The 280-nt window shown below is 23.9% G+C and carries 1 protein-coding gene; it reads right to left on the bottom strand.

All coding sequences use genetic code 11. From position 1 onward, the window contains the following. Positions 1-64 precede the first annotated feature (64 nt). A partial coding sequence (locus G3997_RS02510; protein WP_296647577.1) for an ATP-binding protein occupies positions 65-280 on the bottom strand: 216 nt, incomplete at its 5' end.

The raw sequence follows: 280 nt of genomic DNA, 5'->3' as shown, positions 1-280 counted from the left end.
TTAACATAGCCTAAAATAAAAATTGGCTACTAACTTATATAAGTTTAGCAACCAATTTTTATATCTATTCATATATATCAGAAAATTCTATATTACATCTTTCTATTTTATTTTCACTTAATGTACAATCATATTTAATAGTATTGTCACAATTACATACTAAGTTTTTTGGAATAGTAAACTTAAATTCACTTCCAACACCTAACTTACTTCTTACATTAATACTTCCATTATGCATATTAACTAAAGAATGTACTAATGATAACCCTATACCACTACC

It is taken from the genome of Romboutsia sp. 13368, from assembly GCF_018336475.1.
Classification (GTDB): domain Bacteria; phylum Bacillota; class Clostridia; order Peptostreptococcales; family Peptostreptococcaceae; genus Romboutsia.
This window is presented reverse-complemented; position numbering and strand designations above follow the sequence as displayed.